The sequence below is a fragment of the Streptomyces sp. NH27 genome, assembly GCF_056859195.1.
Genome location: NZ_JACEGK010000028.1, coordinates 1 through 26,545, shown reverse-complemented (window position 1 = coordinate 26,545; position 26,545 = coordinate 1). Strand labels below are relative to the sequence as shown.

Here is a 26,545-nt window from a genome sequence, read left to right as displayed (position 1 = left end):
GTTCGGCGGAGGGCGCGGGCCCGGCTTCCTCGGGCTTCGCCGCCCCGGACATCAGGTCGTCGAGCCGGGCCGGCGCCCCGGTCCCGGTCTCCTCCGCCGCCCCCGCACCCCCGGTGCCGTCCGGACCCTCGTCCGTGCCGTCCCGTCTGCCCTCGTCCGCCATGACACACCCCGCCCCCGGTAGACCTGTGGCCCTATGCACGCATTGTGGCCCTCTGGACATGTCCCCACGCTGGATTCGGCCGAGCCCGTGCGGACTATGCTTCGGCGCATGCCTCTGAAGCTCACTGTCATCGGCACCGGTTACCTCGGCGCCACCCATGCCGCCGCCATGGCCGAGCTGGGATTCGAGGTGCTCGGCCTCGACATCGACGAGAGCAAGGTCGCCTTGCTGGCGCAGGGCCGGGTGCCGATGTACGAGCCGGGCCTGGAGGACCTGCTGGCCAAGCACGTGGCCGGGCTCGACGGCTCCAGCGGGCGGCTGCGCTTCACCACCTCGTGGCAGGAGGTGGCCGACTTCGGCGACGTGCACTTCGTCTGCGTCAACACCCCGCAGAAGCACGGCGAGTACGGCTGCGACATGAGCTACGTGGACAGCGCCTTCTCCCTGCTCGCCCCGCATCTGCGGCGGCCCGCGCTGGTGGTGGGCAAGTCCACCGTGCCGGTGGGCAGCGCGGCCCGGCTGGCCGGGATGCTGCGCGACCTCTCGCCCGCCGGTGAGGACGTCGAACTGGCCTGGAACCCCGAGTTCCTGCGGGAGGGCTTCGCGGTGCAGGACACCCTGCACCCGGACCGGATCGTGGTCGGCGTGGCAAGCGAGCACGCGGAATCGCTCCTGCGGGAGGTTTACGCCGGGCCGACCTCAGAAGGGGCGCCGTTCATCGTCGCGGACTACCCGACCGCCGAGTTGGTGAAGACCGCCGCGAACGCCTTCCTCGCCACCAAGATCTCCTTCATCAACGCCATGGCCGAGGTGTGCGAGGCCGCCGGCGGCGATGTCGCGGTGCTCGCCCAGGCCATAGGGCACGACGACCGGATCGGCCACAAGTTCCTGCGCGCCGGGATCGGCTTCGGCGGCGGCTGCCTGCCCAAGGACATCCGCGCGTTCATGGCCCGGGCCGGCGAGCTGGGCGCCGACCAGGCGCTGACCTTCCTGCGCGAGGTCGACTCGGTCAACATGCGGCGCCGCACCCACATGGTGGACTGGGCCCGCGAGGCGCTGGGCGGCAGCTTCCTCGGCCGCCGGATCGCGGTGCTCGGCGCCGCGTTCAAGCCCGACTCCGACGACGTGCGCGACTCCCCCGCCCTCAACGTCGCGGGCCAGATCCACCTCCAGGGCGGCCAGGTCACCGTCTACGACCCCAAGGGCATGGAGAACGCCCGGCGGCTCTTCCCGACCCTCGGCTACGCCGCCGGCGCCGTGGACGCGGTCCGCGGCGCCGATCTCGTCCTGCACCTCACCGAGTGGCGGGAGTTCCGCGAGCTGGACCCGGCGCAACTGGCCGAGGTGGCCGGGCAACGGCACATCCTCGACGGGCGCACCGCGCTCGACGCGGACCTGTGGCGGAAGGCGGGCTGGACCTACCGCGCGATGGGCCGCCCGAACGCGTAGCGGCACCTGAGCCGTCAACGACCGGGGGCGTAATACCCGACCGCCAGGACTGCGGGCCTTACGACCTGGGGGGTAATAGGGAGCGGGCTCGCGGCCCGACAGCCCGCCCTGGCCGCGTACGCCGGCGCCCGAACGCACCCGCCAACCCGTGACGCCCGCCGGTCACTTCCTGCCGCGGTACGCCCGCATCTTCGCCCGGCTGCCGCAGATCGCCATCGAGCACCAGCGGCTGCGGCCGGCCGGACTGCGGTCGTAGTAGACCCAGCGGCAGGTGTCGGCGGCGCACGCCTTCATACGCTGCCAGGTGCCGTCCGCCGCGGCCGCGGCGATCGCGGCGGCCACCTGCGCGGTGAGGGCGGCGACACCGCTGTCCGTGGGCGCCGGCAGCACCGTGGCGGCGCCCAGCGGGTCGATCGCGAGCCGCAGCGGAGCGGCCGCCAGCAGCCCGTCGAGCGCGGCCAGGGAGCCCGGGGGCAGGTCGGTGCCCGCGTGCGCGGAGCAGGCGTCCCGCAGTGCCTCGCGCAGCACCAGGACCGCGTCGAGTCCGGCCCGGTCGAAGCTTGCGGGACCCGGGTCGATGCCGCGATCGCGCACCCAGGCGGTCAGCGTCTGCGGGCTGTCCAGCTCGTCCGCTTCATCCTCCAGGTCAACGGTGTTGACCAGGTCCTGCACCAGCCGCAGCGACGCGGGTGCGGCATGGCGGTCTCCGGGCTGTTCCACCCCCGCAACGTTACTGCCGAATCACCCTTGCGCCGTTACCGCTGCACCGCCATTATGAGGTAACAGTTACCGGCAAGCCCGGTTAACAGGTAACACCGGCAACGCCCTCCAGGTATCAACCCACCTCCAAGGAGCCCGCATGATCGGCACCCTCGGCGCGGTCGTCCTCGACTGCCCCGACCCCGCCTCGCTCGCCACCTTCTACGCGGAACTGATCGGCGGCACCGTCGACGCCGAGGACAAGACCTGGATCGACCTCAACCGCGAGGACGGCCAGCGGCTGTCCTTCCAGCTCGCTCCCGAACACCGGGCCCCGGCCTGGCCCGACCCGGAACGGCCCCAGCAGTTCCACCTCGACATCGCCGTGCCACGCGCCGAGTTGGACGCGGCCGAGCAGCAGGTCCTCGGCCTGGGCGCGACCCTGCTGGAGGGCGACCAGGACGGTGCGCGCAACTGGCGGGTGTACGCGGACCCGGCCGGGCACCCCTTCTGCCTGTGCGCCTGCTGACCCGCGCCCCTCCTGACGGGCCCCGACAGGCGCTGTCCCGCCCCTCGGCGGTCACCCGGGCCCGGCCGACGCCAGGACGTGTCCCATCCGTGGCCTGGGCGTATCCCCGCCGTATCCCGGCCCCGCGATGCTGCCCCAAGTGCGGCCGCCAGGTCGCGCCCGAAAGGCGGCGACAAGCGGGGCGGGGGCGGGTGCGATGCTGCGGACGCCGGCCCGGACCCGTATCCGGCCGCGAGCCCGCGCGCGCACCCGGGCGGCGGCCGGAACCGGCCCCGGCGCCGAGCCCGGCGCGGCCCTGGGCACCGGGCCCGACACGCGCGCCCAGGTGCCCCTGTGGCGGCGGCTGCCGCTGCGCACGCTGGCCGGACTGGTGCCCGCGGTCCTGCTCGGCGTATGGGTGGCCCTGCACCGCTCCTTGATGGCGTCGGGCCTGCACGACCTGGTCACCGCCGACCCCGGCTGGCTGCTGGCGGCGCTGGCGGGCACCGGGCTCGGCTGGGTCGCCAACTCGGTCGCCCGCCAGGGCGCCGTCCTGGAACCCCTGCCGCGACTCCCCCTGCTGGCCACCCAGTTCGCCGCGACCGCCGCCGGCCAGCTCGCCCCCGCCGGGCTCGGCGCCAGCGCGGTCAACCTCCGCTTCCTGCGCGTCAACGGCGTGCCGCTGGCCCGCTCCACGGCCGCCCTGGCGCTGTACTCGCTCGCCGAATCCGCCTGCCGCGTGGGCCTGTTGCTGGTGCTGCTCGCCGCCTACCCGCACGCCCTGCACGCGGGCGGCCTGTTGCCGGACGGTACCGGCGTACTGCTGCTGGCCGCGGCGGCCGCCGCCGTCCTGACCGCGGCCGTCCTCACCCTCGTCCTGGTCCGGCGGCTGCGCCGAGCGGTGACCGGGTTCGTCACCGCCGCACTCGCCGACGCCCGCGTCCTGCACGCCCGGCCCGGCCGCGCGCTGGCCCTGTGGGGCGGGTCGCTCGTCTTCCCGCTGCTCCAGGCGTGCTCGAGGGCCGCGGTCGCGCGGGCGCTCGGCCTGCCGGTCGCGCCCGTGCACGTGGCGCTCGCCTACCTCGCCGCCACCTGTGCGGCCGCCCTGGTGCCCACCCCCGGCGGCATCGGCTCGGTCGACGCCGCCCTCGCCGTCGCCCTGGTCGCCGCCGGCGCCCCCACCGAGGCCGCCGCTTCCGCGGTCCTCGCGTTCCGCATCGTCACCGTCTGGCTGCCGCTTCTGCCCGCGGCGTTGGTGCTGAGCGCGCTGATCCGCCGCAAGGTGCTGTGACCAGCCGTCTGATGGGGTCTGCGTACCACCGGGCCGGGAAGGTCCGGCGCGGACTACCATCAAGCCCATGACCCGCGTACTTCTCGCCGAGGACGACGCATCCATCTCGGAACCGCTCGCACGCGCCCTGCGCCGCGAGGGGTACGAGGTCGAGGTGCGCGAGGACGGACCCACCGCATTGGAGACCGCGCTGCTCGGCGCCGTCGACCTGGTGGTGCTCGACCTGGGCCTGCCCGGCATGGACGGTCTCGACGTATGCCGCCGTATCCGCACGGAGGGCCACACGTTCCCCGTGCTGGTGCTCACCGCGCGCGCCGACGAGGTGGACACCGTGGTCGGCCTGGACGCCGGCGCCGACGACTACGTCACCAAGCCGTTCCGCCTCGCCGAACTGCTCGCCCGGGTCCGCGCCCTGTTGCGGCGCGGCACCACCGAACCCGCCCAGCCCTCCACCCACGGGGTGCGGATCGACGTCGAGTCGCACCGCGCCTGGATGGGCGACGACGAACTCCAGCTCACCGCGAAGGAGTTCGACCTGCTGCGGGTCCTGGTCCGGGACGCCGGCCGGGTCGTCACCCGCGAGCAGCTGATGCGCGAGGTGTGGGACACCACCTGGTGGTCGTCGACCAAGACCCTGGACATGCACATCTCGTGGCTGCGCAAGAAGCTCGGCGACGACGCGGCCAACCCGCGCTACATCGCCACCGTCCGCGGTGTCGGCTTCCGCTTCGAGAAGAACTGACCCGCCCGCTCGATGCGCCGCCGCCTGATCTCCTCCACGCTGGCCGTGGTGCTCGTGGTGATCGCTGTCTTCGGCATCTCCCTGGTCATCGTGGAGGCCAGGACCATCCAGAGCAGCGCCCAGGACGGTGTGCAGTCCGAGGCGGTCCGGCTCACCGGGATCGTGGAGAACCGCATCCTGGCCGGTGAGTCGATCGACGCCAAGGGCCTGGACCGGCAGATCTCCGGCAACCGGTACGCGACCGTCCGGGTGCCCGGCCACCCCGAGGTGCGACTCGGCAGCCGGCCCCCGGGCGCCGTCCTGAAGTCGACGCAGCGCGGCGACCACGGCGAGTCCGTCACCGTCGAGGAGGCACGTTCCACGGTCAGCCGGCAGATCGGCCGCACCCTGCTGGTGATCCTCGCGGTGGCGCTGCTCGCGGTGCTGGCCGCGGTCGCCCTCGCGGTGCGCCAGGCCAGGCGGCTGGCCAGCCCGCTCACGGACCTCGCCGGGACCGCGGAACGCCTCGGCTCGGGCGACCCGCGGCCCCGGCACCGCCGCTACGGGGTGCCGGAACTCGACCGGATCGCAGACGTCCTGGACGCCAGCGCCGAGCGGATCGGCCGGATGCTCACCGCAGAGCGGCGACTGGCCGCAGACGCCTCGCACCAGCTGCGCACCCCGCTGACCGCGCTGTCGATGCGGCTGGAGGAGATCATGGACAGCGCCGCCGACCACGAGGCGGTGAAGGAGGAGGCGGCCATCGCGCTCGGCCAGGTCGAACGCCTCACCGACGTCGTCCAGCGGCTGCTCACCAACTCGCGTGACCCGCGCAGCGGTTCCGCGGTCGACTTCGACCTCGACGACGTGATCCGGCAGCAGATCGAGGAGTGGCGGCCCGCCTACCAGAACGAGGGGCGCGCCGTGGAGCTGTCCGGCGCCCGCGGGCTGCGGGCGGTCGGTACTCCGGGCGCGGTGGCGCAGGTGCTCGCCACGTTGATCGAGAACTCGCTGATGCACGGCGCGGGCACCCTCGCCCTGCACACCCGGGTGACCGGCAACCAGGCGGTGGTCGAGGTCTCCGACGACGGCTCCGGAGTGCCGCCGGACCTGGGCGCCCGGGTCTTCGAACGTACGGTCAGCGGCCGTAACTCCACCGGCCTCGGCCTCGCGGTGGCCCGCGACCTCGCCGAGGCGGACGGCGGACGGCTGGAACTGCTCCAGCAGCGGCCACCGGTCTTCGCGCTGTTCCTGGCGCAGGAGATCGCCCCGCCACCGCCGCGCGTGAAGGTCATCGGCTAGTAGTGCCGCGACCGGCAGGGTTCAGCTGCCGGACGAGCCGCTGCCGGGCCTGTGATCAGGAGGTGCGGCCGGCTCGATGGGTGCGCCGGACCGGGAACGGGTGGCCGGTTCAGCCGATACGGTCGGCGGCCGGCTTCTTCTGCCGGCCGAGCCGGTCCGCCTCCGCGCGCTCGGCCTCGGTGAGAAACGACTCCGCCTGCTCCACCGCCTCGCGGGCCGGCAGCGTCCGGAACACCCAGGTGCGGTACGACCAGAACCGGAAGAGCGTGGCCACCCCGATACCGGCGAACTTGAACACGTTGCTCTGCAGCTGGGTGTCCCAGCCGAAGCCGTAGGTCGCCGCGTAGAGCACGCCGTTCTCGATCACCAGGCCGATGGCGCTGAAGAACAGGAAGAGGCTGAGTTCCTTGGTGCGGCCCGCCCGGTCCCGGTCGCGGTAGGTGAAGTACCGGAAGCCGACGTAGTTGAAGACGATCGACACCATGGTGGCGACGATGCTGGCCCGTACTGTCTGCAGCCCGGTGTTGTGCCTGACCAGGTTGAACACGCCGATGTTGACCAGTACGCCCGCCGCGCCGACCACACCGAACTTGGCGATCTCGCGGTAGATCAGGGCAAGCTTCGAACGCAGTGCGCGCAGTCCGCTCATGGTGTCGGTGGGCCCTGTCTGTCGGGGTCTGGGGAACTCGGCTTCCTGGTGGGGTCGGAGCGCCGGATGGCGGCGTATCGACCACAGCCTAGCCGCCTCGCAGGGGAAGACGGCCGTGGAAGGCGGTGAGTTCCGTCCGGCGCCCGGCGGATATCCTGGATATGCCCAGCCCCGTACCACCGGCAGGACACACACCGTGACATTCCCCGTAGTCGGCATGGTCGGCGGCGGCCAGCTCGCCCGCATGACCCACGAAGCGGGTATCCCGCTCGGCATCCGTTTCCGGCTGCTCAGCGATACCCCGCAGGACTCCGCTGCCCAGGTGGTGGCCGACGTGACCGTCGGCGACTACCGGGACCTCGACACCCTGCGTGCCTTCGCCGCGGGCTGCGACGTCATCACCTTCGACCACGAACAAGTGCCCACCGAGCACCTGCGTGCCCTGGAGGCCGACGGCATCGCGGTGCGGCCCGGCCCCGACGCCCTGGTGCACGCCCAGGACAAGGCGGTCATGCGCCGCCGGCTCGCCGAGATCGGCGTGCCCTGCCCGCGCAACCGCGTCGTGGCCGACCCCGACGACGTGGTGCGGTTCGCCGAGGAGGGCGCCGGCTTCCCCGTCGTGCTGAAGACCGCCCGCGGCGGATACGACGGCAAGGGCGTGTGGATCGTACGGTCGAAGGCCGAGGCCGCCGAGCCGTTCAAGGCCGGGGTGCCGGTACTGGCCGAGGAGAAGGTGGACTTCGTCCGGGAGCTGGCCGCCAACGTGGTGCGCTCGCCGCACGGCCAGGCGGTGGCGTACCCGGTGGTCGAGTCGATCCAGGTGGACGGCGTGTGCGACACCGTGATCGCGCCCGCGCCCGGGCTGCCGGACGAGCTGTCCACGAGCGCCCAGCAGCTGGCGCTGACCATCGCCGCCGAACTGGGCGTGGTCGGGCACCTGGCGGTCGAGCTGTTCGAGGTGCGCGGGCCCGACGGCGCCCCCGCGGTGCTCGTCAACGAACTCGCGATGCGCCCGCACAACAGCGGCCACTGGACCATGGACGGCGCGGCCACCTCGCAGTTCGCCAACCACCTGCGCGCCGTGCTCGACCTGCCGCTGGGCGACCCGCGCCCCCGCGCGCCCTGGACGGTGATGGCCAACGTCCTCGGCGGCGACTACCCCGACATGTACCCGGCGTACCTACACTGCATGGCCCGCGACCCGGGCCTGAAGATCCACATGTACGGCAAGGACGTGAAGCCCGGCCGCAAGGTCGGCCATGTCAACACCTACGGCGACGACCTGGCCGACGTGCGCGAGCGCGCCCGCCACGCGGCCGGCTACCTGCGAGGAACCATCGATGAGTGAAGCGCCCTCCCCCGTCGTCGGCATCGTGATGGGCTCCGACTCCGACTGGCCGGTGATGGAGGCCGCGGCCGAGGCACTGGACGAGTTCTCGGTGCCCTACGAGGTCGATGTCGTCTCCGCGCACCGGATGGTGCACGAGATGGTCGCCTACGGCGAGCAGGCCGCCGACCGCGGCCTCAAGACGCTGATCGCGGGCGCGGGCGGCGCCGCCCACCTGCCGGGCATGCTCGCCTCCGTCACCCCGCTGCCGGTGATCGGCGTGCCGGTGCCGCTGAAGTACCTGGACGGCATGGACTCGCTGCTGTCGATCGTGCAGATGCCCGCGGGCGTCCCGGTCGCCACGGTGTCGGTGGCCGGCGCGCGCAACGCCGGGCTGCTGGCCGTACGCATCCTGGCCGCCCATGACGCGGAGCTGCGCACCCGGATGCGCGAGTTCCAGACGTCGCTGACCGAGCAGGCGACGGAGAAGGGCAACCGGCTGCGTGCGAAGGTGAAGGGGACCGCGGGCTTCGGCTTCGCCCGGTAGCCGCGCGGACCGACGACCCGTCGCGGTGCGCACCAGATACATGCGCACCGCCGCACGCACCTGGAGTACTGCCGTGGACCGCCTCCTCGACCGCGCCCGTGACCTGCTGGCCGCCCACCCCGTGGTGGACGGCCACAACGACCTTCCGTGGGCGCTGCGCGAGCAGGTCGCCTACGACCTGGACCGGTTCGACCTGACCGCCGACCAGAGCGCCCGCACCCACACCGACCTCCCGCGGCTGCGGGCCGGCGGGGTGGGCGCGCAGTTCTGGTCGGTGTACGTACCGGTGTCGCTCAAGGGCGGCGCGGCCCTCACCGCGACCCTCGAACAGATCGACGTGGTGCGCCGGTTGGCCGAGCGCCACCCCGACGACCTGTACCTGGCGACCAGCGCCGACGACATGGAGACGGCGCGCGCCTCGGGCCGGATCGCCTCCCTGATGGGCGCCGAGGGCGGGCACTCCATCGACTGCTCGCTGGCCGCGCTGCGCGCCCTGTACGCGTTGGGGGTGCGCTACATGACGCTCACCCACAACGACAACACCCCCTGGGCGGACTCCGCGACCGACGAGCCCGCCGCGCACGGACTGACCGCCTTCGGCGAGGAGGTGGTCCGCGAGATGAACCGGCTGGGCATGCTGGTGGACCTCTCGCACGTCTCCGCCGACACCATGCGCGACGCGCTGCGGGTGTCGCAGGCGCCGGTGCTGTTCTCGCACTCCTCGTCCCGAGCCGTCTGCGACCACCCGCGGAACATCCCCGACGACGTGCTCGCGCTGCTGCCCGGCAACGGCGGCGTGGCGATGGCCACCTTCGTGCCGAAGTTCATCCTGCCGGCCGCGATCGAGTGGACCCTGGAGGCGGACGCGAACATGCGCGCCCACGGCCTGCACCCGCTGGACACCACCCCGGCCGGCATGGCGGTACAGCACGCCTTCGAGGCCGTGCACCCCCGTCCGACCGCCACCGCGGCCACGGTCGCCGACCACCTCGACCACATGCGCGAGGTGGCCGGCATCGACCACCTCGGCATCGGTGGCGACTACGACGGCACCGCCTTCACCCCCACCGACCTCGCCGACGTGGCCGGCTACCCGCACCTGGTCGCCGAACTGCTCGACCGCAACTGGTCCGACGCCGACATCGCCAAGCTCACCTGGCACAACGCCGTACGGGTACTGCGCGACGCGGAGTCGGCGGCGGCCGGGCTGCGCGCCGAGCGGGGGCCGTCGGTGGCGACGATCGGGCAGCTCGACGGCTGATCCGCCCGGCAACCCGCCGGGCAACCCGCCGGGTGACCGTGTCCGTGGGCGGGGCGCGGCGCAGCGGTCGCCTCACCGGGCCCGGCCGCGGCCGGTCGCCGCGCACCGCCTCCGGCTACTGCGGGGCCGCCAGCTCCGCCCACACGGTCTTGCCCGGGCGCTCGCCGTCGCGGACCACGCCCCAGTCCAGGCAGAGCCGCTGCACGATGAACATGCCGTGGCCGCCGGGGCGGCCCGCGCGGTGCGGGGAGCGCGGTGCGGGTTCGCCGCTGCCACCGTCGACGACTTCGAGGCGCAGCGCCTTGCTGTTGCGCAGCAGCCGCAGTTCCTCGGGACCCCCGGCGTGCAGGCACGCGTTGGTGACCAGTTCCGAGACGACCAGCAGCACGTCCTCGGCAGCAGCCCTGCGGTCGGCGGTGGCCCCGGGCAGCCAGCCCCAGTCGCGCAGCGCCTGACGGGTGAAGTCCCTGGCGCGCGGCACGATCCCGCTCTCCCCGGAAAGTGCCAGCCGCCGCGCCGGTTCCGGCGCCCCCGGCTCCACGTCCGGCTCGCTTTCGCCGTCGCCCGCATCAGGGGCGTGGTCACCCGCGGCGTACGGCCGGGTGGTGCTCATCTAGGCCTCACCTCACGGATGTCCGGCTGGGTCCGAACTGTCTTCTGCCCGGTCGATCTCCGGGAACACGCGTCGCACGCGACCAATGCGCGTGCGATCCGGCTCGTCCCTCTCATGCAGCTTGCCCCCGTCCCCGGCCCGGCTACTCCTGGAGTGCCTGGCCGAGCGTCTCGTGCACGGTGAACACCGCGTCTGCGCCGGTGATCTCGAATACCCGTGCGACCATCGGCCGCATGGCCGCCAGGTGCACCGCGCCCCCACGCGCCTCGACCTTCAGCCGCGCCCCGAGCAGGACATTGAGCCCGGTGGAGTCGCAGAACTCCAACCCCGAGCAGTCCACCACCAGACGGATCGCGCCCCCGTCGACGGCCGTGGTGATCGGCCTGGCGAGGAGGTCGGCGGTGTGATGGTCGAGTTCTCCCGACGGGGTGAAAACCGTACTGCTGCCGTGCTGCCCCACCTCGACGTGCAGCCGGCCGAGACCGGCGGTGCCCACCGCCTCGTGGTCCATCTGCTCTCCCTCGCTGCGTCCCTGGTCACACACCCTGCGCCCCCGGGTGACGCGAGGCCGACCCTACGCGTTCCGGGATGCGCGCGGTAGTCGGTCGCGCAACCCCCAGGACTTGCGGGACACCGCCGGATGGCGGTAGGGCTGAAGTACGGCAAAGACATCCGCGCCGCAAGAGAGGGATGAGCGCATGACACCCCGGCTCGGCCCGGAACACGAGCAAGAGCGACAGGGGGGCTTCCCCGCCCGGTGGGAGGGGGTGCTCGGCGAGGAGACGCACGAGACGGCACACGCCGGCCTCGAACACGTCCGCCTCGAACATGCCGGTCGCGAACACAGCCTCGACCATGCCGGCCCCGAACTCGACGGGCTGCCCGAGATCCCGCCCTACGACGAGATCGGCCCGGTCGACGCGCGGGCGCTGTCCAAGACGCTCTTCGGCCGCCTCCAGTCCCTGGAGGAGGGCACCGGCGAGTACAGCTACGTCCGCAACACGCTCGTCGAGCTGAACCTGGCGCTGGTGAAGTTCGGCGCCTCCCGGTTCCGCAGCCGCAGCGAACCCATGGAGGACATCATCCAGGTCGGCACGATCGGCCTGATCAAGGCGATCGACCGGTTCGAGCTGGCCCGCGGGGTGGAGTTCCCGACCTTCGCGATGCCGACGATCGTCGGCGAGATCAAGCGGTTCTTCCGCGACACCTCGTGGTCGGTGCGGGTGCCGCGGCGGCTCCAGGAACTGCGGCTGGACCTCGCCAAGGCCGGCGACGAACTGGCCCAGCAGCTCGACCGCACCCCGACCGTGCGCGAACTGGCCGACCGGCTCGACCTGCCCGACCACGAGGTGATCGAGGGCATGGCGGCGAGCAACGCGTACACCGCCAGTTCGCTGGACGCCCAGCCCGCCGAGGACGACCCCGAGGGCGCGCTCGCCGACCGGATCGGCTACGAGGACCACGACCTCGAAGGCGTCGAGTACCTCGAGTCGCTGAGGCCGCTGATCGCCAAGCTGCCGGCCCGGGACCGGACCATCCTGTCGCTGCGCTTCGTCGGCAACCTGACCCAGTCCGAGATCGGCGAGGAACTGGGCATCTCCCAGATGCACGTCTCCCGCCTGCTCAGCCGCACCCTCGCCCGGCTGCGCCGCGGCCTGCTGGTCGAGGACTAGTGCCGTGACCGGCACCGGGACCGGCGTCCGGATCTCCGCTCACCGGCCCCGCTGACCGCCCGCCGTGGGGTGATCACCTGGGCCGGTTACCGTACTCGGCCCTGCTCGTCTCGATCTCCACGTGGTGCTCGACGGCCCAGCCTGCGAGCGTCAGCGCGGGCGGGATGAGGCCCTTGCCCATGCCGCGGGTCAGGGCGATCGGGGCGCTGGAGGTGCTCGGCGCGCTCGGGCTCGTACTGCCGCCGCTGACCGGCATCGCGGTCGTGCTCGCGGCCGCGGCCGCGATCGGCCTGGTCCTGGTACAGATCGGCGGCATGGAGTTGCACCTGTCGCACAGCGAGGTGCGGGAGATCGGGCTCAACATCGCCCTGCTGGTGCTGGCCGCGGTGGCCGCGTGGCTGGGGACGTCCCTGCTCCGACCTCTGCTCCGACCTCTGCTGTGACCGCCGCGTACCGCACCCGACCGGGGCGGCGGGGCGCCGCCCGCACCAGCGCGCCTGCCGCTACCGGTTCCCCACGTTCGACACCTCCGCCGCCTTCGCCGCCTCGGCGCCGAACTGCCCTGCGGCCAGCCGCTCTTCGAGGCGCTTCCCCTCGATGTCCGGGTCGGGCACCCAGCGGGAGAACCACTTGGGGTGGTACCAGATCCGCCCGCCGATGATCGCCATCACCGCCGGGACCAGGGTGAGTCGCACCACGAAGGCGTCGAGGAACACGCCGACCGCGAAGCTGAAGCCGATCGCCTGGATGGTCGGATCGCTGGTGAACATGAAGGCCACGAAGATCGAGAACATGATCAGCGCGGCCGCGGTGACCACCCGGGCCGACAGCGCGGTGCCGCGCTGCACCGCCGCGCGGGCGTCGCCGTGCCGGGTGAACTCCTCCTTGATCCGTGAGACGACGAACACCTCGTAGTCGCTGGACAGTCCGAAGATGATCGCGAGCATGATGATCGGCAGGAAGCTGATCGTCTCGCTCGGGGTGATGCCCAGCAGCTGCCGGCCCCAGCCCCACTGGAAGACCGCCACCTGGGCGCCCAGCGCGGCGGCCATCGACAGCAGGAAGCCGACGATCGACTTCAGCGGCACCAGGATGGTCCGGAAGGCGAAGGTCAGCAGGACGAACGCCAGGCCGACGACGGCGATCAGGAAGACCGGCAGCGCGCTGGACAGCTTCGCGGACACGTCGATGTTGGAGGCCGTGGTGCCGCCGACGAGGATGTGCGCGCCGGTGCCGGACTCGATCGTCGTCCGGTTGTCGCGCAGGGTGTGCACCAGGTGTTGGGTGGCGGAGTCGTTCGGCCCGGACTTCGGGATCACCCGGATCAGCGCCACATCGTTCTGCGCGGCCAGCGGGGTGACCTGGACGACGTCGGCCTGCCGGCCGAGTGCGGCCGAGATCTTCAACGTGTCGGACGGCGAGGAGACGTCCTGCGCGACGACCAGCAGCGGGCCGTTGAAACCGGGCCCGAAGCCCTCGGTGGTCAGGTCGTACGCCTTGCGCTGGGTGTTGTCGGTCGGCTGGGAGGCGCCGGACGGCAGGCCGAGCCGGATGCTCCCGGCGGGGATGGCCAGCGCGCCGAGCAGCACCACGCCGACCACGGTGACGAGCACCCGGTGGCGTACGACGAACCGCGACCAGCCGGCGCCCGCGGTGCTGTTCGGGTCGGCGGCGGAGCGGCGGGCCACCCGCTCGGCGTGCGCGCCGAACTTGGGCAGCCGGGTGAAGCGGGCGACCCGGCGCCCGGCGAAGCCGAGCAGCGCGGGCAGCAAGGTGAGCGCGATGAGCAGTGCCACCGCGACCGAGGCGGCCGCGGCCAGGCCCATGACGGTCAGGAACGGGATGCCGACCACGGTCAGCCCGCACAGCGCGATGATCACGGTGAGCGCGGCGAAGACCACCGAACTGCCCGCGGTGCCCATCGCCAGCGGCACGGACTCCTCCGGTGACACGCCGCGCAGCAGGTTGGCGCGGTGCCGGGACAGGATGAACAGGCCGTAGTCGATACCGCAGGACAGGCCGAGCATCAGGGCGACGGTGGTGGAGGCGGAGGCGATGCTGATGACCGAGGCCGCCGCCGTGACGCCCATCAGGGTGGTGATCACCCCGATGATCGCGCTGAGGATCGGCATGCCGGCGGCGGCGAACGCACCGAAGGTGATCATCAGGATGCCGAAGGCGATCACCAGGCCGACCAGTTCGGGCGTCTCGGAGATCTCGAAGCGCCAGCCCGGGAAGACGCTGCCGTTGTACTCGACCTGTACGCCGGAGGCGCGCACCGGCTTCATCGCGTCCTTCACGGCGTCGAGGTTGGCGTCCTTGACGTCCGGCGGCTTCGCGGTCCACTGGACCTGGCCGAGCGCGATCCTGCCGTCCTTGGAGACCAGATGCCCGATGAACGGGTCCACGGACTTCGACACCTGGGGCACGGACTTCAGCTTGTCCATCGCCGTGCGGATCTCGTCCCGGACCGCGGGGGTGGTGACCTTGGCGCCGTTCTCGGCCGCGAAGACGATGGTGCTCTGCCCGCCGCTGAACGCGGGGAGCTTGGCGCTCAGCACATCGGACGCCTTCTGCGCCTCGGTGCCCGGGATCGTGAAGTCGTCGTCCGTCTTGCCGCCGCTCACCTGGGCGAGCGTGATGGCGGCGATCGCGGCCACCAGCCACAAAACGAGAACGAGGACGCGCCGCCGGTAGGAGAAGCGAGCGAGGCGGTACAGATAGCTGGACATATGTGTCTTCCCACGTCTCCCGTGTGTCCGGCGGCAGGTCGGCGCGGATACCGTCCCGCTCGACGACGCTAGGCTTTCACTAGCCGATCGTCAAGCGAATGACTGGCCGTCGGCAGGCGATTCACCAGCCGAAGGCCAGTGAAATCGTCATGCCGGGATACGCCGGGCGACGCGGGCGCGCAGGTGGGACAGCAGGTCCGGCGGCATAGCGGCGGCATAGCGACGTCGCGGCGCGCGAGCTGGTGACGCTGCGTCCGGTGGCTTGTATGCTGCGGATTCAAGGGGACGAAGGAGGAACGCAGCCATGGCGACGTCGGCCAAGGGCCTGACCAGTCGCGCGGCGCAGGCCGAGCAGACCCGGCAGCAGATCCTCGACACAGCCCAGCGGCTCTTCTCCGAACTCGGCTACAGCGCGACCTCGCTCCAGATGATCGCGGACGAGCTGGGTCTGACGAAGGCAGCCGTCTACTACCACTTCCGGGCGAAGAACGACATCCTGCACGCGGCCCTGCTGCCCGGCATCGAACGGATGAGCACACTGCTGGACGAGGCGGCGGCCATGCGGGGCCGGCGGGCCAGGACCGAGCACGTGGTGCACGGCTTCGTGGACTTCCTCATCGCCAACCGGCAGAACATGGTGATGTCCGCCACCGACCCCGAACGGCCCGAGCACGCGCACAAGTCCCATGTGTCCACGCTGCGCGAGCGCGGCCTCCACCTGCTCTTCGGCGAGCAGCCGAACGGCGCCGAACGGCTCGCCTACAACGCCGTGTTCACCGTGCCCGACTGCCTGGCCGAGCTGACGGACCTCACCGACCGCGAACTGCGCGAGGCGCTCACCTCGACCCTGCTGCGCATCCTGCGGGTGCCACCCGCCCGGGCCTGAGCAGCAGCACGGCCGGCAGCGCGGCGGGTACGGCCCCCCGGGCCCGGCCGGCTGACGAGCGGCTACGGCACCGGGTGCTCCGGGCGGACCCGCTCGCCCGCCTGCCATACCGCCGCGGTGAGCGGGACGCCCGGGCGGTAGGCGAGGTGCACATGGGTGGGGGCGTCCAGCAGGTGCAGGTCGGCCCTGGCGCCGGGGGCGACGGTGCCGACATCGGTACGGCGCAGGGCCCGCGCGCCGCCGAGGGTGGCGGCGCGGACCGCCTCGTCGGGGGACATGCCCATGTCGCGGACGGCGACGGCGATACAGAAGGGCATCGAGGACGTGAACGACGATCCGGGGTTGCAGTCGGTGGACAGCGCCACGGTCGCGCCCGCGTCGAGGAGGCGCCGGGCATCGGGATAGGCGGCGCGGGTGGAGAACTCGGCGCCCGGCAGCAGCGTGGCGACGGTCCCGCCGCTCGCGAGGGCCTCGACGTCGGCGTCCGTGAGGTGGGTGCAGTGGTCGGCCGAGGCGGCGCCGAGTTCGACGGCGAGCCGGACCCCCGGGCCGTGGCCGAGCTGGTTGGCGTGCACGCGCGGGGTCAGGCCGCGGGCGAGGCCCGCTTCGAGGACCGCGCGCGCCTGGTCCCCGTCGAAGGCGCCCCGTTCGCAGAACACGTCGATCCAGCGGGCGTGCGGCGCGCACGCGTCGAGCATCGGGCCGGTGACGAGGGCGACGTATCCGGCCGGGTCGTCGGCGTACTCGGGGGCGACCACGTGGGCGCCGAGGTACGTGGTCTCCGGGGTCTGCTCGGCCGCGATCCGCAGCGCGCGGGCCTCGTCGTGCACGGTGAGGCCGTAGCCGGACTTGACCTCGACCGTGGTGGTGCCCTGCCGCCGGGCTTCGGCGAGGTAGCGGGCGAGGTTGCCGGCGAGTTCGGCGTCGGAGGCGGCCCGGGTGGCCGCCACGGTGGTACGGATGCCGCCCGCGCTGTAGGGGCGCCCGGACATCCGCGCGGCGAACTCCGCGCCGCGGTCGCCGGCGAAGACCAGGTGCGCGTGGGAGTCCACGAACCCGGGCAGCAGCGCGCGACCGCCGGCGCCGACCCGATTGTCAGTGGTGGGTGCTTTGCTTGACGGACCGGTCCAGACGACGCGGTCGCCCTCGATGACGACGGCGGCGTCCGGGATCAGGCCGAGAGGGTTGTCCGCGCTGGTGAGGGAGGGATCGTTGGTGATCAGGCTGCCGATGTCGGTGATGGCCGTGCTGACCGTCATGGCCTGCTCCTTCGTGGTGCTCGCGTGGGCATGGACACTCGCGGTGGCGCGGGTGCCCGCCGCAGTTCAGGGCCGTTTCGCGGGGGCACGGGGGTCCTCCGCGGCGCGGCTGCGACCGGCGGGTTCCCGTATCCCCGCGGGTGGCCGCTGCGGCGGGCCGGGCCGGCCGCGGCGACGGACCGCTGGTCGGGGCGGCGGTTCGGCGGCCGCCCGCCGGACGGGCTTCGCACGCGGGTGGCCCGCCCTCAGCCGCGCACGGCGGCGATCGCGGTGGCCAGCGCGCCCGCCACGTCCGGCACGAGCAGGTGCCGTCCGTCCGCCACGACCTGACGGCCCGCCACCACCGTGTGCCGTACGTCCGCCGCGGTCGCCGCGAATACCGCGGTCTCGGCGCCGAGCCGGGGCGGTGGCCCCGCGGTGCGGACCGAGTCCAGCGCGATCGTGGTGAAGTCGGCGAGCGCGCCGTGCTCCAGCCGGCCCGCGTCGGGCCAGCCGAGGCAGGCGTGGCCGTCCGCGGTGGCCGCACGCAGCAGGCCGGCCGCGGTCCAGTGGCCGCGGGTCCGGGTGCGCAGCCGCTCGTTCAGCTCCATCGCGCGGGCCTCCTCCAGCAGGTCCACCACGGCGTGGCTGTCGCTGCCCAGGGTCAGCGGGCTGCCGGCCCGCTGAAGGGCGGGCGCGGGGCCGATCCCGTCGGCGAGGTCGCGTTCGGTGGTGGGGCACATGCACACCGCGGTGCGCGAGCCGCCGAGGAGCGCGATGTCGTCGTCGGTGAGGTGGGTGGCGTGCACCGCGGTGGTGTTCGGGCCCCAGAAGCCCGCGTCGGCGAGCAACCGGGCCGGGGTGCGGCCGTGCACGGCCAGGCACGCCTCGTTCTCGGCGGGCTGCTCGGACAGGTGGATGTGGACCGGCACGTCCCTGGTGCGCTCCGCGAAGGCGGCGTAGCCGTCGCGGTCGGAGAAGGCCCGCACCGAGTGCAGTGCCGCCCCGATCCTGGCGTGCCCACCGCCCTTGAGCCGCGACCAGCGGTCGTACCACCGGTCGGCCGTGCCGTCGCCGAAGCGCTTCTGCACGCCTTCCAGCGGGCGATAGCCGTCGTCCGCCAGGCCGCCGCGCAGGTAGGCGGTGTCCAGCAGGGTGATCCGGATGCCCGCGTCGGCGGCGGCCGCGATCAGTGCCTCCCCCATCGCGTTGGGGTCGGCGTACACGGTGCCGTCCGGCTGGTGGTGCAGGTAGTGGAACTCGCCGACGCAGGTGATGCCCGCGAGCGCCATCTCGGCGTAGACCGCGCGGGCCAGGTCGAAGTAGGAGTCGGGGGTGAGCTGCCCGGCGGTGGCGTACATGGTCTCGCGCCAGGTCCAGAAGGTGCCGCCGCCGGTCTGGGCGGTGCCGCGCAGCGCGCGGTGGAAGGCGTGGCTGTGCGCGTTGGCCAGGCCCGGCACGGTCAGGCCGCGCAGCGCGGTGGCGCCGGGCGGCGGGGCGGCGGCGCCGGTGCGCACCTCGGTGATCCGGCCGTCGTCGGCGGTCAGCAGGACGCCCGGCTCGACCCGCTGGTCGAGCCAGGCGTGCTCCAGCCAGTACGTCACCGGCACGCGAGCCCCTCCAGTACGTCGGCGAGCGCGGTGACGCCCGCGGCGCAGTCGTCCTCGGCCGCGAACTCCGCCGGCGAGTGCGAGACGCCGGTGGGGTTGCGTACGAACAGCATGGCGGTCGGCACCGCCGAGGCGAGGATTCCGGCGTCGTGTCCCGCGCCGGTCGGCAGCACCGGGGCGGGCGCGTCCGTGCCGAGCAGGACGGCGAGCCGGTCGCGCAGGGCGTGCGCGAACTCGACCTCCGGGGTGAAGGACTCGCGGACCACCTCGACGGCGACGCCGTCGCGGGCGCCGCCCTCCCGGGCGGCCTGCTCGATCCCGGCCACGACCGAAGCGAGGGTCTCCTCGTCGGCGGCGCGGGAGTCGAGCCAGCCGCGGACGAGGGAGGCGATGGCGTTGACGCCGCCTGGTTCCACCGCGATCTTGCCGAAGGTGGCGAGCGCGCCGGCCAGCCGGGCCTGCTCGCGGGCGGCGAGCACCGTGCCGGCGTAGGTCAGCATCGGGTCGCGCCGGTCCTCCAGCCGGGTGGTGCCCGCGTGGTTGGCCTCGCCGCGGAAGTCGAAGCGCCAGCGGCCGTGCGGCCAGATCGCGGAGGCCACGCCGACCGGGTGGCCGCCGAGGTCGAGGGCGCGGCCCTGCTCCACGTGCAGTTCGACGAACGCGCCGACGCGGGCGAGGCGTTCGGGGTCCGCGCCGATCGCGTCGGGGTCGTATCCGGCCCGTTCCATCGCGCGGGCCAGCGTCACACCGTCGGCGTCGCGCAGTTCGCGCGCGTCCTCGGCGGTGAGCCGGCCCGCGGTCAGCCGGGAGCCGACGCAGGCCAGGCCGAAGCGGGCGCCCTCCTCGTCGCCGAAGTTCACCACGGCGAGCGGCCGACGCGGCGCGGCACCCCGCGCGCGCAGCTCGTCGACCGCGGCGAAGGAGGAGACGACACCGAGCGGGCCGTCGAAGGCACCGCCGTCGGGCACGGAGTCCAGGTGCGAGCCGGTGACCACGGCGTCACCGGCCGCGGGGTCGCCGAGCCAGGCCCACTGGTTGCCGTTGCGGTCGATCTCGTAGTCCAGGCCGCGGACGCCGGCCTGCTCGCGGAACCAGGCGCGGCAGTCGGTGTCGGCGGGCGTCCAGGCGTAGCGGCGGTAGCCGCCGCTGCCGGCGTCGCGGCCGACCGCGGCCAGCTCCCGCCACATCGTCTGGAACCCGGGCGCAGAAAGGCCGGCCCGTCCGGCGTTCGAGGACCGGGGTGGGAGGGCGGCGCCCGCCGGCCCGCTGGAGGCGGGCGGGCGCATGTCGTCGGTGTCGCTCACCGCTGGTGCTCCTCCCGCATGGGCACCCGTACGCCCCGCTGCTCGGCCACTTCCTCGGCGCGGTCGTACCCGGCGTCCACGTGCCGGATGACGCCCATCCCGGGGTCGTTGGTGAGCACGCGGCGGATCTTCTCCGCGGCGAGCGGGGTGCCGTCGGCGACGGTGACCTGGCCGGCGTGGATGCTGCGGCCGATGCCGACGCCGCCGCCGTGGTGGATCGATACCCAGGAGGCGCCCGAGGCGACGTTGACCATGGCGTTGAGCAGCGGCCAGTCGGCGATGGCGTCGGAGCCGTCGAGCATGCCCTCGGTCTCCCGGTAGGGGGAGGCGACGGAGCCGGCGTCCAGGTGGTCGCGGCCGATGACGACGGGCGCCTTGAGCGTGCCGTCGGCGACCATCTCGTTGAACCGCTCGCCGGCGCGGTCCCGTTCGCCGTAGCCGAGCCAGCAGATACGGGCGGGCAGGCCCTGGAAGTGGACGCGTTCGCCGGCCAGTTTGATCCAGCGGGCCAGCGACTCGTTCTCGGGGAAGAGGTCGAGGATCGCCCGGTCGGTGTGGTGGATGTCGGCGGGGTCGCCGGACAGCGCGGCCCAGCGGAAGGGGCCCTTGCCCTCGCAGAACAGCGGGCGGATATAGGCGGGCACGAAGCCGGGGAAGGCGAACGCCCGCTCGTATCCGGCGAGTTGGGCCTCGCCGCGGATGGAGTTGCCGTAGTCGAAGACCTCGGCGCCGGCGTCCTGGAAGCCGACCATCGCCTCCACGTGCCGGGCCATGGACTCACGGGCCCGCAGCGTGAAGTCGGCCGGCTTCTCGGCCGCGTAATCGGCCATGTCGGCGAGGTCCATGCCGAGCGGGAGGTAGGCGAGCGGGTCGTGCGCGGAGGTCTGGTCGGTGACGATGTCGATGGGTGCGCCCATGGCGAGCAGCCGCGGGACGATGTCGGCCGCGTTGCCGAGGACGCCGATGGACAGCGGGCGGCGGGCGTCGCGGGCCTCGGTGGCCAGGCGCAGCGCGTGGTCGAGGGAGTCGGCGCGCACGTCGAGGTATCGGTGCTCGATCCGGCGATCGATGGCGCGCGGGTCGCAGTCGACGCAGATGACCACGCCGCCGTTCATGGTCACGGCGAGCGGCTGGGCGCCGCCCATGCCGCCGAGGCCGGCGGTGAGGGTGATGGTGCCGGCCAGGCTGCCGCCGAACCGCTTGGCGGCGACCGCGGCGAAGGTCTCGTAGGTGCCCTGGAGGATGCCCTGGGTGCCGATGTAGATCCACGAGCCCGCGGTCATCTGCCCGTACATGGTCAGGCCGAGCGCTTCGAGGCGGCGGAACTCCTCCCAGGTGGCCCAGTCGCCGACCAGGTTGGAGTTGGCGATCAGCACCCGGGGCGCCCACTCGTGCGTCTGCATGACGCCGACCGGGCGGCCGGACTGGACGAGCATGGTCTCGTCCTGCTTCAGGCCGCGCAGGGTGCGCACCATCGCGTCGAAGGAGTTCCAGTCGCGGGCCGCCTTGCCGGTGCCGCCGTAGACGACGAGCTTTTCGGGGTGCTCGGCGACCTCGGGGTCCAGGTTGTTCTGGAGCATCCGCAGCGCGGCCTCCTGCTGCCAACCCTGGGCGCTCAGTTCCGTGCCGCGCGGTGCGCGTACCGGCCTCGGTCCGGTCATCGGGCAAGCCTCCTCATGGTGGCGGCGTGGTGGCGGGACATGGTGCGCGCGCCGCCGGGCGGCGCACCCGTAGCAAGATATTCACATCCTCGTCTGCTGAATACCTCTAGTCAACAGGACCCGGGTGGAAGTCCCGCCCGGGAAGGTGGTGGGATGGCCGGTATGACGGATGAGGTGGGGATACGGCGAGGGCACGCGCTGCGAGCCGCGGTGGAGCAGGGGCTGGCCGGGGAGGCCGAACCGGTGGTCGGATTGCTGGACATAGCGGGGATCGCCGACTCGGCGACGGCCCTGCATGCCGCGTTCGCCACTCCCGGGGTCGCCGTGACCCATACCTTCGCGGTGAAGGCCGCCTCGCTGGTGCCGGTGCTCGGGCTGCTCGCCGAGTGCGGGCTCGGCGCGGAGGTGGCGAGCCCCGGCGAGCTCGCGCTGGCCCGCGCGGCGGGCATCCCGGCGGAGCGGACCGTGCTGGACTCCCCCGCCAAGACCCTCGCCGAACTGCGCGAGGCCCTCGAACTCGGTATCGCGGTCAACGCGGACAACCCCGAGGAGCTGGCCCGGATCGACCGCCTGCGCGAGTCGACGCCCTCCGGTTCGCCCCTCGGCCTCCGGGTCAACCCGCAGGTCGGCGGTGGCAGCATCGGGGCGATGAGCACGGCCACCGCCAGTTCCAAGTTCGGTGTGGCACTGCGCGACCCGGGCGCGCTGGAATGGGTCCTGGACGCGTACGCGCAGCGGCCGTGGCTCAACCGGCTGCACACCCACACCGGTTCACAGGGCGTGCCGCTGGAACTCATGGTCGCCGGCGTGCGGGCGGCCTACGAGCTGGCCGAGCGGATCAACACCGCCGCCGGACGGCAGCAGGTCACCGCCCTCGACATCGGCGGCGGCCTGCCGGTGAACTTCGGCTCCGACGAGACGGTGCCGTCCTTCGCCGACTACGCCGACCTGCTGCGCACGGAGATCCCCGGGCTCTTCGACGGGCGCTACGGCATCGTCACGGAGTTCGGCCGCTCCCTGCTCGCCAAGAACGGCACAGTGCTGGCGCGGGTCGAGTACGCGAAGTCGGCCGGCGGGCGGCCGATCGCCGTCACCCACGCCGGCGCCCAGGTCGCCACCCGTACGGTGTTCGTACCCGACTCCTGGCCGATCCGCGTGCTCGCCCTCGACGCCGACGGCGCGCAGAAGACCGGCGAAGCCGTGGTGCAGGATGTGGCCGGGCCCTGCTGCTTCGCCGGCGACCTCGTCGCCAAGGGGCGCGCCCTTCCGCTGCTGGCGTCCGGCGATCATGTGGCGCTGCTCGACACCGGTGCGTACTACTTCTCCAACCACTTCGCCTACAACTCGCTGCCCCGGCCCGCGGTGTACGGGTACTCCGTCCTGGCCGACGGTGCCATCGCGTTCTCGCCCGTGCGGGCGGCGCAGACCCAGGAGGAGCTCCTCTCGGAGAGCGGCGCCGCCTTCCCGCCCCTGCGGCTCCAGTCGTAAATACGGAGGGGCAAGGGGTACGGGTACGGAGGGGCCGCGCCGTCTCGGGTGCGGCCCGCTCCCGGCCACAGGCCGGGAGCGGGCCGGGGGTGACCGTCCTTCCGCGGAAGAACCCGCACGCACCGACGAGCGCGCGGCGAGCTCCCCCAGAGGGGGTCGGCCACCCACCGGCAGGTGGTCCCTCGGCCGACAGAACAGGGCCACCCGGGAGGTCAGGGGCGGCGCCTGCCGCCTCCGGGGGCCGCGTCGCCGGCGGCGATCCCCGTGAGCTGGTAGAGCGCGGGGTTGCCGTCGGGGCGGAACCACAAGAGCGCGTCGCGGGAGCGCTCGATGCGGGCGACCCCGCGGGACCGTAGCCACAGGCCGGCGCCGGCACCCCCGAGGAGCATGCCGGCCGCGCAGGGCAGGACGAGGTTCGCGGCGGCGGCGACCACGAACGCGGCCAGCAGCCACCAGCGACGGCGGTGCAGCCAGGCCCGGGCGGTGACCTTGCGGTCCTGGAGGAAGACGGCCTTCGCCGCGCGCGAGGCGCCCTTGGCACGTTCGGCGTGTCGGCGGCCGCGGACGAAGAAGGCCGTCGCCGCGGCGATGACGAACAGCGCGGCACCGGCGAGCACACCGATCCGGCGGCCCGTCGGGCTGAACGTCACAGCGGTGCCCGGCACCGCGGCGATCACGCCCAGCCACCACAGCCAGCCCGCCGCCACGCGCACCGTCACCGCCACCCGCGCCAATGTGTAGGCCCCGCGCACCACGTCGCGCTCCCTCCGTCGTCGTCCCGGCCCGCCGTCCGACTGGTAAGGCGGCACCGGCCAAGTGCTGGGGAGGGAGACTACTTCGCCATTCTCAGATTTTCGTTAAACCGGATGTCATCCCGCTGAGCACAACCTTTTGCCGGGGCCGGTGGTCGCATGAGGTGTTCCGTACCACCGTTGTGTTCCAAGGGGCTTGGGGGAAGATCCCGTGATTCCGCTACTCAACTGGCGCCGTTCGGCCGCCGCGCTGACCGCCTTCGCGGTCGCGCTGCTCGGCGCCGCCGCGGTCCAGCCGCCCGCGCACGCGGCCGACGGGCCCACTCTGCCGTTCCAGATACAGAAGACCAGCGTGGGGGTGCCGCAGCCGGACAACTCGGGTGACCCGCCACAGATCAGTTGGGCGCTCGCCCCTCCGAAGAGCGGCCCCACCGTCACGAACGTGGTCGTCTCGCTGGACCTCTCCGGGATCAGTTCCTTCATCACCGCCAACGACGGGTACCCCGACGACATCGTCACCTGGAAGAGCGCCGAACTGGGCGTCGGCGGCGCGGGCGGCCTGGTCGACCTCCACGCCAAGCCGGGCGCCGCGCTGGGCACCACGGGCACCGCGGTCCTGTCCGGCACCGCGGACAACGCGACGATCACCCCTCTCACCGTGCGGGTCACCGTCGGCGCGGTCGGGCTGGTGGTCAACCAGCCGGCCAAGGTCGACCACGCCAAGCCGGGCGACAGCCTCAACGCGCCCCTCACCATCGCGAACACCGGACAGCTCGCGGCCGACGGCGCCGACCTTCAGGTGACCACCACCGAAGGGCTCGACTACGCGCAGCACTTCTCCAACTGCGTCTACAGCAAGCAGACCACCGACAACGGCTTCCCGACGCTGAACAACAACGCGGTCTGCCATTTCGCCACCACCATCGAGCCCGGCAAGAAGTACCGGCTGTCCACCCCGGTGGGCATCGACGTGACCAGCAGCGCGATGTGGGACCTGGTCCGCTTCCAGGTCAGCCCGAAGCCGGGCACGCCGACCGGCAACAACATCCGCGCGGACGGCCCGGTGCTCTCGCTCGTGCCGGACGGCACCGCCCCCGGCGGCGAGGAGAAGACCGCCGACTGGACGATCAACACCGACAACACCGCGGACGTCGTGGCCGGTGGCGACACCGTCAGTGGCAAGCCCGGCGACAAGGTGCAGGTCGTCGCGTCGATGCGGAACAAGGGCCCCGCCGGCGTGGACATCGAGAACACCGACGACCAGCTCGGCGTCATGTTCGACGTCCCCAAGGGCACCACCGTGGTGAAGATCCCCAAGCCCTGCTACACGTGGGGAGAGGACGGTCCCCACGATCAGAAGCTCGGGGCGCCCAAGTACATCTGCTGGGTCAACCCGCCGCTGCGGGTCGGCGAGGTCGTGAAGATGCCGTTCACCCTGCGGATCGACGCCGACGCGCCCGCGCTCGCCACGGGCACGGTGCGGGCCACCACCGTCTACGACAGCGGGCTGGCCTTCGACCCCGACATGTCCAACAACACCGCCCCGGTGACCGTCCACGTCAAGGGCGGCGCGACGGCCCCGCCGGCCTCCTCGGCCGGCGGCACCAGCACGGGCGGCACCTCGGGCGGCAACCAGCTCACCGCCCAGACCGGCACCGGCAGCACGACGGGCGCCAGCACCGGCTCCACCGGCTCCACCGGCTCGCTCGCCTCGACCGGCAGCAACGGCACCCGGCTGCTCACCTGGTTGGGGGCGGCCGCCCTCGCCTTCGGCGTCGCGGCCTTCGCCCTCGCCCACAGCCGCAGGACCCGCCGCGCGACCACCGGCGCCTGATCGAGGCGTCCACGGTCCGCGCGGCACCCGCACCACCCGTGGCCCGCGGGGGCGTTCACTCCATGAACACCCCGCGGGCCGCGGCATGTGCGTCGAACTCCTCCAGTCGCGCCTGCGCGTCCGGCAGGTCGTCGCACATCGACTCCAGCAGCACCCGGCCCAGCAGCATCGGCGCGCACGCCGTGTCGAAGGCCAGCCCGGTGCCGACAGCCGCGGGCAGCAGCAGGTCGCTGTGCGCGGCCACCGGTGCGAACGCGCTGTCCGCGACGGTGACCACGGTCAGCCCGGCCGCCCGCGCGTAGCCGAGCGCGTCGGCCACCTCTCGCGGGTGCCGGGGCAGCGCGAAGCACAGCAGGGCGCTCGCGCCCGCCCGGACCGCCGCGTCGATCCGGTCGGCGAGCATGGTGCCGCCCTCGTCCAGCAGCCGCACATCGGGGTGCACCTTCGCCGCGAAGTACGCGAACCCGCGTGCCTGGGCGCCGGCCGCCCGCAGCCCCAGCACCGGCAGCGGCCTGGAACCGGCGAGTACCGCTCCGGCCCTGGCCACCGGCTCCGGGTCGGCCAGCAACTCGACCAGGTGCCGAAGGTTCTCGATCTCGGCGTGCACCGCCTGCTGGTACTCGTTGTACACGGTCGTGCCGGCCGGATCGGGTGCCGGCGCCACCTCGCGCAGGTGCTTGCGCAGCGCCGGGTACCCGTCGAAGCCGAGGGCGACCGCGAACCGGGTCACGGACGGCTGGCTGACCCCCGCGAGTTCGGCCACTTCCACGCTGGACAGGAAGGCCGCCTCGTCCGCCTCGCGCACCAGGCAGTGCGCGATGCGCCGCTGGGTCGGCG

24 protein-coding genes are annotated in these 26,545 nt (G+C 73.1%); 13 read left to right on the top strand and 11 right to left on the bottom strand.

The window, feature by feature from the left end:
• Positions 1-271: 271 nt before the first annotated feature.
• Positions 272-1,612 carry a UDP-glucose dehydrogenase family protein gene (locus tag AC13HU_RS04635; RefSeq protein ID WP_483040424.1) on the top strand — a complete coding sequence of 447 codons (1,341 nt, stop codon included), beginning with the start codon at positions 272-274 and terminating at the stop codon, positions 1,610-1,612.
• 162 nt (positions 1,613-1,774) lie between these two features.
• Here the strand turns inward: AC13HU_RS04635 and AC13HU_RS04630 are convergent, their stop codons facing one another.
• Positions 1,775-2,332, bottom strand: a complete 558-nt coding sequence (locus AC13HU_RS04630) for a CGNR zinc finger domain-containing protein (RefSeq protein ID WP_483040423.1) — start codon at positions 2,330-2,332, stop codon at positions 1,775-1,777.
• Positions 2,333-2,471: 139 nt separating this feature from the next.
• On the opposite strand from AC13HU_RS04630, the gene AC13HU_RS04625 reads away from it, so the two are divergent.
• From AC13HU_RS04625 to AC13HU_RS04610, 4 genes are all read left to right on the top strand, one after another.
• Positions 2,472-2,840 (top strand): VOC family protein, encoded by a 369-nt coding sequence (locus tag AC13HU_RS04625; RefSeq protein WP_483040422.1) that lies wholly within the window; start codon positions 2,472-2,474, stop codon positions 2,838-2,840.
• A 196-nt stretch (positions 2,841-3,036) separates the two neighbouring features.
• Positions 3,037-4,110 (top strand): lysylphosphatidylglycerol synthase domain-containing protein, encoded by a 1,074-nt coding sequence (locus tag AC13HU_RS04620; RefSeq protein WP_483040421.1) that lies wholly within the window; start codon positions 3,037-3,039, stop codon positions 4,108-4,110.
• A 67-nt stretch (positions 4,111-4,177) separates the two neighbouring features.
• Positions 4,178-4,852, top strand: a complete 675-nt coding sequence (locus AC13HU_RS04615; RefSeq protein ID WP_093784848.1) for a response regulator transcription factor — start codon at positions 4,178-4,180, stop codon at positions 4,850-4,852.
• A gap of 12 nt (positions 4,853-4,864) precedes the next feature.
• Positions 4,865-6,133, top strand: coding sequence for an ATP-binding protein (locus AC13HU_RS04610; protein WP_483040420.1), 1,269 nt, complete (start codon positions 4,865-4,867; stop codon positions 6,131-6,133).
• A gap of 109 nt (positions 6,134-6,242) precedes the next feature.
• On the opposite strand, the gene AC13HU_RS04605 is transcribed toward AC13HU_RS04610, so the two are convergent.
• Positions 6,243-6,782, bottom strand: coding sequence for a GtrA family protein (locus AC13HU_RS04605; protein WP_483040419.1), 540 nt, complete (start codon positions 6,780-6,782; stop codon positions 6,243-6,245).
• Between the two features lie 217 nt (positions 6,783-6,999).
• On the opposite strand from AC13HU_RS04605, the gene AC13HU_RS04600 reads away from it, so the two are divergent.
• The 3 genes from AC13HU_RS04600 to AC13HU_RS04590 are packed head-to-tail and all read left to right on the top strand — an operon-like array spanning position 7,000 to position 9,917.
• A complete protein-coding gene (locus AC13HU_RS04600; RefSeq protein ID WP_483040427.1) occupies positions 7,000-8,130 on the top strand; it encodes a 5-(carboxyamino)imidazole ribonucleotide synthase in 1,131 nt (376 codons plus the stop codon).
• Positions 8,123-8,656 carry a 5-(carboxyamino)imidazole ribonucleotide mutase gene (gene purE, locus AC13HU_RS04595; protein WP_483040418.1) on the top strand — a complete coding sequence of 178 codons (534 nt, stop codon included), beginning with the start codon at positions 8,123-8,125 and terminating at the stop codon, positions 8,654-8,656. Before AC13HU_RS04600 ends, purE begins: the two co-directional genes overlap by 8 nt.
• A gap of 40 nt (positions 8,657-8,696) precedes the next feature.
• A complete protein-coding gene (locus tag AC13HU_RS04590) occupies positions 8,697-9,917 on the top strand; it encodes a dipeptidase (RefSeq protein ID WP_483040426.1) in 1,221 nt (406 codons plus the stop codon).
• 115 nt (positions 9,918-10,032) lie between these two features.
• Here AC13HU_RS04590 and AC13HU_RS04585 read toward each other — a convergent pair whose 3' ends face one another.
• Together AC13HU_RS04585 and AC13HU_RS04580 are read right to left on the bottom strand one after the other, a co-directional pair.
• Positions 10,033-10,530: an ATP-binding protein gene (locus tag AC13HU_RS04585; protein ID WP_483040417.1), complete on the bottom strand. Its 498-nt coding sequence runs from the start codon at positions 10,528-10,530 to the stop codon at positions 10,033-10,035.
• A gap of 142 nt (positions 10,531-10,672) precedes the next feature.
• Positions 10,673-11,041: an STAS domain-containing protein gene (locus AC13HU_RS04580; protein WP_483040416.1), complete on the bottom strand. Its 369-nt coding sequence runs from the start codon at positions 11,039-11,041 to the stop codon at positions 10,673-10,675.
• Positions 11,042-11,228: 187 nt separating this feature from the next.
• Between AC13HU_RS04580 and AC13HU_RS04575 the strand changes: the two genes are divergently transcribed.
• Positions 11,229-12,203, top strand: a complete 975-nt coding sequence (locus AC13HU_RS04575; RefSeq protein WP_483040415.1) for an RNA polymerase sigma factor SigF — start codon at positions 11,229-11,231, stop codon at positions 12,201-12,203.
• 179 nt (positions 12,204-12,382) lie between these two features.
• Positions 12,383-12,646, top strand: coding sequence for a DoxX family protein (locus AC13HU_RS04570; protein ID WP_483040414.1), 264 nt, complete (start codon positions 12,383-12,385; stop codon positions 12,644-12,646).
• A gap of 60 nt (positions 12,647-12,706) precedes the next feature.
• On the opposite strand, the gene AC13HU_RS04565 is transcribed toward AC13HU_RS04570, so the two are convergent.
• Positions 12,707-14,935, bottom strand: coding sequence for an MMPL family transporter (locus AC13HU_RS04565; protein WP_483040413.1), 2,229 nt, complete (start codon positions 14,933-14,935; stop codon positions 12,707-12,709).
• Between the two features lie 304 nt (positions 14,936-15,239).
• On the opposite strand from AC13HU_RS04565, the gene AC13HU_RS04560 reads away from it, so the two are divergent.
• Complete coding sequence (locus AC13HU_RS04560) at positions 15,240-15,821, top strand: TetR/AcrR family transcriptional regulator (protein ID WP_483040412.1); 582 nt, start codon at positions 15,240-15,242, stop codon at positions 15,819-15,821.
• A gap of 62 nt (positions 15,822-15,883) precedes the next feature.
• Here the strand turns inward: AC13HU_RS04560 and hutI are convergent, their stop codons facing one another.
• The 4 genes from hutI to hutU form a co-directional block, all read right to left on the bottom strand.
• Positions 15,884-17,080: an imidazolonepropionase gene (gene hutI, locus AC13HU_RS04555; RefSeq protein WP_483040411.1), complete on the bottom strand. Its 1,197-nt coding sequence runs from the start codon at positions 17,078-17,080 to the stop codon at positions 15,884-15,886.
• A gap of 245 nt (positions 17,081-17,325) precedes the next feature.
• Positions 17,326-18,669: a formimidoylglutamate deiminase gene (locus AC13HU_RS04550; protein WP_483040410.1), complete on the bottom strand. Its 1,344-nt coding sequence runs from the start codon at positions 18,667-18,669 to the stop codon at positions 17,326-17,328.
• The gene (locus AC13HU_RS04545; protein ID WP_483040425.1) at positions 18,660-19,955 is read right to left on the bottom strand and encodes an allantoate amidohydrolase; all 1,296 of its coding nucleotides are present in this window, start codon (positions 19,953-19,955) and stop codon (positions 18,660-18,662) included. The genes AC13HU_RS04550 and AC13HU_RS04545 overlap by 10 nt, the downstream gene beginning before the upstream one ends.
• A 14-nt stretch (positions 19,956-19,969) precedes the next feature.
• Positions 19,970-21,634, bottom strand: a complete 1,665-nt coding sequence (gene hutU / locus AC13HU_RS04540) for a urocanate hydratase (protein WP_483040409.1) — start codon at positions 21,632-21,634, stop codon at positions 19,970-19,972.
• Between the two features lie 153 nt (positions 21,635-21,787).
• On the opposite strand from hutU, the gene AC13HU_RS04535 reads away from it, so the two are divergent.
• On the top strand, positions 21,788-23,122 hold the full coding sequence (locus AC13HU_RS04535; RefSeq protein ID WP_483040408.1) for a type III PLP-dependent enzyme domain-containing protein: 1,335 nt from the start codon (positions 21,788-21,790) through the stop codon (positions 23,120-23,122).
• Between the two features lie 212 nt (positions 23,123-23,334).
• Here the strand turns inward: AC13HU_RS04535 and AC13HU_RS04530 are convergent, their stop codons facing one another.
• Positions 23,335-23,877 (bottom strand): hypothetical protein, encoded by a 543-nt coding sequence (locus tag AC13HU_RS04530; RefSeq protein WP_483040407.1) that lies wholly within the window; start codon positions 23,875-23,877, stop codon positions 23,335-23,337.
• Between the two features lie 208 nt (positions 23,878-24,085).
• Between AC13HU_RS04530 and AC13HU_RS04525 the strand changes: the two genes are divergently transcribed.
• Positions 24,086-25,708, top strand: coding sequence for a COG1361 family protein (locus AC13HU_RS04525; RefSeq protein ID WP_483040406.1), 1,623 nt, complete (start codon positions 24,086-24,088; stop codon positions 25,706-25,708).
• A 55-nt stretch (positions 25,709-25,763) separates the two neighbouring features.
• On the opposite strand, the gene AC13HU_RS04520 is transcribed toward AC13HU_RS04525, so the two are convergent.
• Positions 25,764-26,545: MurR/RpiR family transcriptional regulator (locus tag AC13HU_RS04520; protein ID WP_483040405.1), on the bottom strand; the 782-nt coding region annotated here is incomplete at its 5' end.

Excerpts from the sequence above, each read along its gene's own strand:
- AC13HU_RS04635 (WP_483040424.1), top strand. The coding sequence starts at position 272 with ATGCCTCTGAAGCTCACTGTCATCGGCACCGGTTACCTCGGCGCCACC.
- AC13HU_RS04625 (WP_483040422.1), top strand. The coding sequence starts at position 2,472 with ATGATCGGCACCCTCGGCGCGGTCGTCCTCGACTGCCCCGACCCCGCC.
- AC13HU_RS04620 (WP_483040421.1), top strand. The coding sequence starts at position 3,037 with ATGCTGCGGACGCCGGCCCGGACCCGTATCCGGCCGCGAGCCCGCGCG.
- AC13HU_RS04615 (WP_093784848.1), top strand. The coding sequence starts at position 4,178 with ATGACCCGCGTACTTCTCGCCGAGGACGACGCATCCATCTCGGAACCG.
- AC13HU_RS04610 (WP_483040420.1), top strand. The coding sequence starts at position 4,865 with ATGCGCCGCCGCCTGATCTCCTCCACGCTGGCCGTGGTGCTCGTGGTG.
- AC13HU_RS04605 (WP_483040419.1), bottom strand. The coding sequence starts at position 6,782 with ATGAGCGGACTGCGCGCACTGCGTTCGAAGCTTGCCCTGATCTACCGC.
- AC13HU_RS04600 (WP_483040427.1), top strand. The coding sequence starts at position 7,000 with ATGGTCGGCGGCGGCCAGCTCGCCCGCATGACCCACGAAGCGGGTATC.
- purE (WP_483040418.1), top strand. The coding sequence starts at position 8,123 with ATGAGTGAAGCGCCCTCCCCCGTCGTCGGCATCGTGATGGGCTCCGAC.
- AC13HU_RS04590 (WP_483040426.1), top strand. The coding sequence starts at position 8,697 with ATGCGCACCGCCGCACGCACCTGGAGTACTGCCGTGGACCGCCTCCTC.
- AC13HU_RS04585 (WP_483040417.1), bottom strand. The coding sequence starts at position 10,530 with ATGAGCACCACCCGGCCGTACGCCGCGGGTGACCACGCCCCTGATGCG.
- AC13HU_RS04580 (WP_483040416.1), bottom strand. The coding sequence starts at position 11,041 with ATGGACCACGAGGCGGTGGGCACCGCCGGTCTCGGCCGGCTGCACGTC.
- AC13HU_RS04575 (WP_483040415.1), top strand. The coding sequence starts at position 11,229 with ATGACACCCCGGCTCGGCCCGGAACACGAGCAAGAGCGACAGGGGGGC.
- AC13HU_RS04570 (WP_483040414.1), top strand. The coding sequence starts at position 12,383 with ATGCCGCGGGTCAGGGCGATCGGGGCGCTGGAGGTGCTCGGCGCGCTC.
- AC13HU_RS04565 (WP_483040413.1), bottom strand. The coding sequence starts at position 14,935 with ATGTCCAGCTATCTGTACCGCCTCGCTCGCTTCTCCTACCGGCGGCGC.
- AC13HU_RS04560 (WP_483040412.1), top strand. The coding sequence starts at position 15,240 with ATGGCGACGTCGGCCAAGGGCCTGACCAGTCGCGCGGCGCAGGCCGAG.
- hutI (WP_483040411.1), bottom strand. The coding sequence starts at position 17,080 with ATGACGGTCAGCACGGCCATCACCGACATCGGCAGCCTGATCACCAAC.
- AC13HU_RS04545 (WP_483040425.1), bottom strand. The coding sequence starts at position 19,955 with ATGCGCCCGCCCGCCTCCAGCGGGCCGGCGGGCGCCGCCCTCCCACCC.
- hutU (WP_483040409.1), bottom strand. The coding sequence starts at position 21,634 with ATGACCGGACCGAGGCCGGTACGCGCACCGCGCGGCACGGAACTGAGC.
- AC13HU_RS04535 (WP_483040408.1), top strand. The coding sequence starts at position 21,788 with ATGGCCGGTATGACGGATGAGGTGGGGATACGGCGAGGGCACGCGCTG.